This is a genomic window from Pseudomonas sp. GXM4, from assembly GCF_008923895.1.
GTDB lineage: Bacteria > Pseudomonadota > Gammaproteobacteria > Pseudomonadales > Pseudomonadaceae > Aquipseudomonas > Aquipseudomonas atacamensis.
The window spans coordinates 1-6,270 of the sequence record NZ_WBRZ01000300.1 but is presented as its reverse complement, the minus strand read 5'-3'; the positions used below and the strand labels follow the sequence as shown (position 1 = coordinate 6,270).

General features: G+C 61.5%; 6 protein-coding genes. 1 reads left to right on the top strand and 5 read right to left on the bottom strand.

Translation table 11 applies throughout. The features are described 5' to 3' along the window. Nucleotides 1–47 precede the first annotated feature (47 nt). The 5 genes from F8N49_RS24355 to F8N49_RS24335 form a co-directional block, all read right to left on the bottom strand. The gene (locus F8N49_RS24355; protein WP_151552915.1) at nt 48–974 is read right to left on the bottom strand and encodes a GGDEF domain-containing protein; all 927 of its coding nucleotides are present in this window, start codon (nt 972–974) and stop codon (nt 48–50) included. 362 nt (nt 975–1,336) lie between these two features. Next, complete coding sequence (locus tag F8N49_RS24350; protein WP_151552912.1) at nt 1,337–2,077, bottom strand: YciK family oxidoreductase; 741 nt, start codon at nt 2,075–2,077, stop codon at nt 1,337–1,339. Between the two features lie 183 nt (nt 2,078–2,260). Continuing rightward, nucleotides 2,261–2,932, bottom strand: coding sequence for an N-acetylmuramic acid 6-phosphate phosphatase MupP (gene mupP / locus F8N49_RS24345; protein WP_016770929.1), 672 nt, complete (start codon nt 2,930–2,932; stop codon nt 2,261–2,263). 4 nt (nt 2,933–2,936) lie between these two features. Beyond that, nucleotides 2,937–3,635: a bifunctional 2-polyprenyl-6-hydroxyphenol methylase/3-demethylubiquinol 3-O-methyltransferase UbiG gene (gene ubiG, locus F8N49_RS24340; protein WP_024013875.1), complete on the bottom strand. Its 699-nt coding sequence runs from the start codon at nt 3,633–3,635 to the stop codon at nt 2,937–2,939. A 58-nt stretch (nt 3,636–3,693) separates the two neighbouring features. Beyond that, on the bottom strand, nt 3,694–5,028 hold the full coding sequence (locus F8N49_RS24335; RefSeq protein WP_071173171.1) for a TRZ/ATZ family hydrolase: 1,335 nt from the start codon (nt 5,026–5,028) through the stop codon (nt 3,694–3,696). Nucleotides 5,029–5,136: 108 nt separating this feature from the next. Here F8N49_RS24335 and mtnA point away from each other — a divergent pair, with 108 nt between their 5' ends. Then, a complete protein-coding gene (mtnA, locus tag F8N49_RS24330) occupies nt 5,137–6,213 on the top strand; it encodes an S-methyl-5-thioribose-1-phosphate isomerase (RefSeq protein WP_016770927.1) in 1,077 nt (358 codons plus the stop codon). The last annotated feature ends 57 nt before the right edge of the window (nt 6,214–6,270 follow it).

Sequence of the window (6,270 nt, the reverse complement as noted above, 5' to 3'; positions counted from 1 at the left end):
TGTCTGACACTCCCTCTTCGCGAGCAGGCTCGCTCCCACAATGATTTTTAGCCGGCCATCGCCAGCCGGTTCCGCCCCTCGCGCTTTGCGACATATAACGCACTGTCGGCCCGGCGCAGCAAGCTGTCTGCCGACTCGCCCGGCAACAACGTCGAGCATCCCAGGCTCACGGTGATCTCGATCAACTGGCCATCGGCAAAATATTCCTCTGACTGCGTCGCCTGGCGCAAACGCTCGCCAACCATCGCCGCCGCTTCGCGACCGGTGTTGGACAGCAGGATCAGAAACTCTTCGCCGCCATAACGGAACACCATGTCGACGTTGCGCAGTTGCGCCTTGATCGACGCGGCAATGGCTCTGAGCACGTCATCACCGGCGCCATGCCCGTGGTCATCATTGACCCGTTTGAAGTGGTCGATGTCGAGCATCAGCACCGACAGCGGTTGCGCATGACGGCGCGACATGTCGATCTCGCGCTGCAAGGTCTGCTCCATGGCTACCCGGTTGCCAGCACCGGTCAACGGGTCGCGCAAGGCACTCTGGGTCGCGGCGCGATAGAGCAGGGCGTTGCGCATCGGGTACAGCAGGCAGGACAGTAACGACTCGAGGTCGCCCTGTTCCTTGTCGTTGAAACGCTGATTGCGGCGGAAGACCAGTTCGCCCATGTGCTCGCCTTCGTGGCTCAGGATGTAGCTGACCGAGTGGTGGCCGCGTGTGCCGAACTCCAGGCGCAAGTCACTGGCCTGATGCACATAGCTGAGCGCGTCCAGCGGCACCAGGCGTTGAATTTCGCGAAAGAACAGGCCAAGGATGCGCTGTGGCTCCAGGCTGGTTTGCAGTTGCAGGCTCATTTGCTGACGCAATTGCGCCAGGCTGGTCGGGCGCTCGATCAGCGCCGGTAGTTGACCGAAGCCCAGGCGCTGCAATTTGGCACTGTCAAAGTCAATTGCATGGGTCTGGGAAGGAGATTTCATATGGCGTGAGCCCCTAAGCAGTAAGTCTGTCTTACAGGCTGGGTGAGAGCGGCTATGGGCTGCGCGTCGTACTGATCCATCAGTCCCGTAGGACGTTTGGCGTAAGTTTAGTCTGCCGCAAGACGATCAGTCAGCTATCGAAATCGGCGTCTGCCCCATGGCCATCACACGGCATGTTTTGAGGGAATTTAGAGCGAAAGGCGTGCCATTCGGTTCGATTTAATTTAAAGCTTTTCGAATCAATGATTTGCTGGCGGATGCCGGGCGGTCGTGCTGGGTTATTGGCGGCTTTGTGACGGTTATCAGCGGCAATCGCTTGCCGCGCCAGCATTCTGCCGCGGCAACAAATGCGACGTATGGCCTTATTGGGCGTTGAACGCCTGGCCATTAACGCCTGCGCTGTCGGGGCCCATCAGGTACAGATACACCGGCATGATCTCTTCCGGTGTCGGATTGTTCAGCGGGTTTTCCCCCGGATAAGCCTGCGCGCGCATGCTGGTGCGCGTACCGCCCGGGTTGATGCTGTTGGAGCGTACCGGCGCAACGCCTTCCACTTCATCGGCCAGGGTTTGCATCAGGCCTTCGGTGGCGAATTTCGACACGCCGTAAGCGCCCCAGTACGCGCGACCCTTGCGCCCGACGCTGCTGGAGGTGAACACCACCGAAGCATCCTGGGACAGCTTGAGCAGCGGCAGCAGGGTGCTGGTCAGCATGAACATCGCGTTGACGTTGACCTGCATGACACGTATGAAGTTTTCGCCGGAGAGTTGTTCGATCGGCGTGCGCGGGCCGATGATCGAAGCGTTGTGCAGCAGGCCGTCGAGATGGCCGAACTCGGTTTCGATCATCGCGGCCAGCTCATCATATTGATGGGGCAGGGCGGTCTCGAGGTTGAACGGGATCACCGCCGGTTGCGGGTGGCCGGCAGCCTCGATTTCGTCGTAGACCTCGGTCAGATTGGCTTCGGTCTTGCCCAGCAGTAACACGGTGGCACCGTGGGCGGCATAGGTTTTCGCCGCAGCCGCGCCGATGCCACGGCCGGCACCGGTGACCAGAATGACCCGATCCTTGAGCAATTCAGGGCGAGCGGTGTAATCAAACATAAAAACCTCATAGTCCATTTGATGAAGACCTGCTTCATCCCTGTGGCGAGGGGATTTATCCCCGTTCGGCGGCGAAGCCGTCGCAAAATCTGTGTGTCACATTGCCTGGATGAAAGCGGGGGCCGCTTCGCAGCCCAGCGGGGATAAATCCCCTCGCCACACAGGGAGCTTGCAACAGTCAGGTCAGCAGCTGCACAGCGCGCTGTCGAGTACCTTGCGCAACTCCAGCGGGTGATCGACCACCACATCCGCGCCCCAGTGCCGTGGATTGTCGTCCGGGTGGATGTAGCCGTAAGTCACCGCAGCGGTCTTGGTCCCGGCATCGCGGCCCGATTCGATATCACGCAGATCATCGCCGATAAACAGCACGGTCGACGGATCCAGATCAAGCATCTTGCAGGCTAGGATCAGCGGCTCCGGATCCGGCTTGCTGTTCTTCACATGATCCGGGCAGATCAGCAGCGCCGAACGCTCGGCCAGCCCCAGGCGCTGCATGATCGGCTCGGCGAAGCGCACCGGTTTGTTGGTGACCACGCCCCAGATCAGGTTGGCTTTCTCGATATCGGCGAGCAGTTCGCCCATGCCGTCGAACAGTTTGCTATGCACTGCGCATCCGACCAGATAGCGCTCGAGAAACTCCAGACGCAGTTCTTCGAAGCCCGGCGATTCCGGATCCATCGAAAATGTCACCGCAACCATGGCCTTGGCCCCGCCGGAAATCTCGTCGCGGATGTGCTTGTCGTTGATCGGCGGCAGACCGCGATCGGCGCGCATCGCCTGGCAGATGGCGATGAAGTCCGGCGCGGTGTCGAGCAGGGTGCCGTCCATGTCGAAAAGTACCGCTCTGATGGCCATCGGCTTATTCCTCGCGCAGGGTCTGGATCATGTAGTTGACGTCAACGTCGTTGGCCAGCTTGTAGTGCTTGGTCAGCGGGTTGTAGGTCAGGCCGATGATGTCCTTGACGGTCAGGCCAGCCATGCGGCTCCAAGCGCCGAGCTCGGAGGGGCGGATGAATTTCTTGAAGTCGTGGGTGCCGCGCGGCAGCAGCTTCATGATGTATTCGGCGCCGATGATCGCGAACAGATACGCCTTCGGGTTGCGGTTGATGGTCGAGAAGAACACCTGGCCGCCCGGCTTGACCATGCGGAAGCAGGCGCGGATCACCGAGGATGGATCCGGCACGTGCTCGAGCATTTCCAGGCAGGTGACTACGTCGAACTGCTCGGGCATTTCGTCGGCGAGGGCTTCGGCGGTGATCTGCCGGTATTCGACGCTGACCCCGGATTCCAGCTGATGCAGTTGCGCGACCGCCAGCGGCGCTTCGCCCATGTCGATGCCCATTACGGTGGCGCCGCGCTGGGCCATGGCTTCGCTGAGGATGCCGCCGCCGCAACCGACGTCGAGGACTTTCTTGCCGGCCAGATTGACTCGCTCGTCGATCCAGTTGACCCGCAGCGGGTTGATGTCGTGCAGCGGCTTGAATTCGCTTTCACGGTCCCACCAGCGATGGGCCAGGGCCTCGAATTTGGCGATTTCGGCGTGGTCGACGTTGCTCATGTTCAATTCCTCGAAAAACCTGAAAAGGGCTGTAGCCGCGGATATAGCGCCGCGGTGTTTACGATTCGGTGTGGCCGCTGATGCGCTGGCCCCAGTGGCGGGCGGTCGCGCCCAGCTGTTGTTCGTCCATGCGGGTCAGACGCCGGTCGTCAAGCAGTTGCTTGCCGGCGACCCACAGGTGTTTCACGCAATCGCGCCCGGTGGCATAAATCAGCTGCGACACCGGGTCATACACCGGTTGCTGCGCCAGGCCGGACAGGTCGAAAGCGACGATGTCCGCAGCTTTGCCGATCTCCAGCGAGCCGACCTGCGCCTCGATCCCCAGCGCGCGGGCGCCATTGAGAGTGGCCATGCGCAAGGCGCGATGGGCGTCCAGCGCCGTGGCAGAGCCGGCCACGGCTTTGGCCAGCAGGGCAGCGGTGCGGGTTTCGCCGAGCAGGTCGAGATCATTGTTGCTCGCCGCGCCATCGGTGCCGACGGCAACGTTCACCCCAGCCTGCCACAAACGTTCGACCGGGCAGAAGCCGCTGGCCAGTTTCAGATTGGATTCCGGGCAGTGGATCACGCTGCTGTTGCTTTCTACCAGCAGCGCGAGGTCGTCATCGCTGATCTGGGTCATGTGCACCGCCTGGAAGCGCGGGCCGAGCAGGCCAAGGCGGCCAAGGCGCGCCAGTGGCCGTTCGCCGGTTTGCTCGACGGCCTGCTGCACTTCGAATGCGGTTTCATGCACATGCATGTGGATCGAGGCGTCCAGCTCCTCGGCGATGACCCTGATTTTTTCCAGGTTCTCATCACCGACGGTGTAGGGTGCGTGAGGGCCGAAGGTGATCTTGATGCGTTCGTGATGCTTGAGATCGCCGAACAATTCGACGCCCTGACGAATGGCTTCGTCGGCACTGCTGGCGCCGGGGATCGGGAAATCGAGGATCGGAATGGCGATCTGCGCACGGATGCCGCTGTTGTGTACGCGCTCGCTGGCGACTTTCGGGAAAAAGTACATGTCAGAGAAGCAAGTGATGCCGCCCTTGATCTGCTCGGCGATGGCCAGATCGGTGCCGTCGCGGACGAAATCCTCATCGACCCATTTGCCTTCGGCCGGCCAGATGTGGTTTTCCAGCCAGGTCATCAGCGGCAGATCGTCAGCCAGGCCACGGAACAGCGTCATCGCCGCGTGGCCGTGGGCATTGATCAGTCCCGGCGCCAACAGAACATCCGGCAGTTCGCGGATTTCTGTCGCGTTACACTTCAACGCTTCGGCGCGCGGGCCGATAAACACGATGCAACCGTCACGGATGCCCAGGCCGTGCTCCTTGAGCACCACGCCTGCCGGTTCGACGGGGACCAGCCAGGTCGGCAGCAATAACAGGTCGAGCGCAATGGCAGGTTTCGGCATCGAGGGTCGGTTCCAGTGCTTTTGTAAAGGATGGCGAAGTATACCCGAGCGTCTTCGCGGGGGGATCGCTATAATCGGCGGCTTTTGTTCATGAGTGCGGGGTGTGGGATGCGCGATCGACTGTTGGCTGCGGAGAAAGTAAAGGCCATCGATTGGCGTGATGGCGCGCTGCACCTGCTGGATCAGCGTATTTTGCCGTTCGAGGAAACCTGGATCGCCTACACCAGCGCCGCCGGCGTGGCCGAAGCGATTCGCTCGATGGTCGTGCGTGGCGCACCGGCTATTGGCATCAGTGCGGCTTATGGCATCGTCCTCGCGGCGCGGGCGCGGATTGCCGAGGGCGGCGACTGGTACGCGGCGCTGGAAGAGGATTTCGCGCTGTTGGCCGATTCGCGTCCGACCGCGGTCAATCTGTTCTGGGCGCTGGGCCGCATGCACGATCGCCTGGATCGGCTGAAAAGCAACGCCGATCCGCTGGCGGCGCTGGAAGCCGAAGCCATCGCTATTCATGAAAGCGACCGCGAGGCCAACCTGACCATGGCGCAGCTTGGTGTCGATCTGATTCGCAAGCATCAGGGCAACGCTCAGGCCATCCTGACCCATTGCAATACCGGCGCGCTGGCCACCGGCGGGTTCGGTACTGCGCTGGGGGTGATCCGCGCTGCTTATATAGAAGGCATGGTCGAGCGCGTTTACGCCGACGAAACCCGGCCATGGTTGCAGGGCTCGCGGCTGACCGCGTGGGAGCTGGCCAACGAAGGCATCCCGGTGACCTTGAACGCCGACTCCGCCGCGGCGCACATCATGAAAACCAAAGGCGTGACCTGGGTGATCGTCGGCGCCGACCGCATCACCGCCAATGGCGACGTGGCGAACAAGATCGGCACCTATCAACTGGCAGTTAACGCCATGCACCACGGCGTGCGCTTCATGGTCGTGGCGCCGAGTTCGACCATCGACATGAATCTCGCCAGCGGCGATGACATTCCGATCGAAGAGCGTGATGGCGCCGAGCTGCTGGAGGTCGGCGGTAAACGCGTCGGTGCCGATGTTGAAGCGTTCAACCCGGTGTTTGATGTCACCCCGGCGGATCTGATCGACGCGATCGTCACCGAGAAAGGCATCGTCGAACGCCCGGACACCGCGAAAATGGCCCAGCTGATGTGTCGCAAGCGCCTGCATTGACAGGCTTTGGTGTTGTGTTGAGCCATTCGCGAGCAGGCTCGCTCCCACAGGTTTTGT

Bases quoted from the DNA above. Each gene is read 5' to 3' on its own strand.
- F8N49_RS24355 (WP_151552915.1), bottom strand. From the start codon at position 974: ATGAAATCTCCTTCCCAGACCCATGCAATTGACTTTGACAGTGCCAAA.
- F8N49_RS24350 (WP_151552912.1), bottom strand. From the start codon at position 2,077: ATGTTTGATTACACCGCTCGCCCTGAATTGCTCAAGGATCGGGTCATT.
- mupP (WP_016770929.1), bottom strand. From the start codon at position 2,932: ATGGCCATCAGAGCGGTACTTTTCGACATGGACGGCACCCTGCTCGAC.
- ubiG (WP_024013875.1), bottom strand. From the start codon at position 3,635: ATGAGCAACGTCGACCACGCCGAAATCGCCAAATTCGAGGCCCTGGCC.
- F8N49_RS24335 (WP_071173171.1), bottom strand. From the start codon at position 5,028: ATGCCGAAACCTGCCATTGCGCTCGACCTGTTATTGCTGCCGACCTGG.
- mtnA (WP_016770927.1), top strand. From the start codon at position 5,137: ATGCGCGATCGACTGTTGGCTGCGGAGAAAGTAAAGGCCATCGATTGG.